Raw genomic sequence first — 698 nt, forward strand, 5'->3', positions numbered from 1 at the left:
TCTTTTTGATCCCATGATCAGCAGTAGTAGTATGAGATCTCGACAAAGGAGGTGCATATGTCATTTTTGAAGAAGACACTTGCGAGCTTTGGGATCGGCAGCGCTAAGGTAGATTCGATTCTAAATCAGGATGTGCTTTATCCCGGTCAAAGTGTGGATGTTTCTATTCACGTTTATGGTGGCGCGACAGAGCAAGCGATCGATAATATCGATATGAAGCTTTGTTGCCGCTACATCGCAGAGGCTCCGGACGACCGTGGTGCGCGAGAAGGGCACAGCATGCGTCGAGTACCGCAAACGCATGTCTTGGCGAAATGGAATCTCCCGTACGCCTTTACGATTCATCCTGGTGAAGAGCGCACCTTCGACGTCCAACTCGACGTGCCTTGGAACACACCAGTGACCATCGGCGATGCAAAAGTCTGGCTAGAAACCGGCTTAGATGTGGCGATGGCGCTTGACCCTACCGACAAAGACATTCTCACCGTTAGACCCGACCCACTTATGGATGCCATATTGTCAGCGTTTGAAGCCCAAGGCTTGCGTATTCGCCAAGTCGAATGTGAAGAGGTAAAAGGTTTCGAACTGCCATTTGTACAAGAGTTTGAAATGGTGCCCACTGATGGCCCATATCATGGCGTATGGCGCGAGTTAGAGTTTGTCGCGCATCGCGATGAGCAAAACCTCAAGCTTTGGTT

1 protein-coding gene is annotated in these 698 nt (G+C 50.0%); it reads left to right on the forward strand.

What is annotated here, in order from left to right; genetic code table 11:
* Positions 1 to 57: 57 nt before the first annotated feature.
* Positions 58 to 698, forward strand: a 641-nt coding sequence (locus tag R7E78_RS26765; RefSeq protein ID WP_318058692.1) for a sporulation protein, incomplete at its 3' end; no start/stop codon positions are given.

Source organism: Vibrio sp. YT-19(2023) (assembly GCF_033337395.1).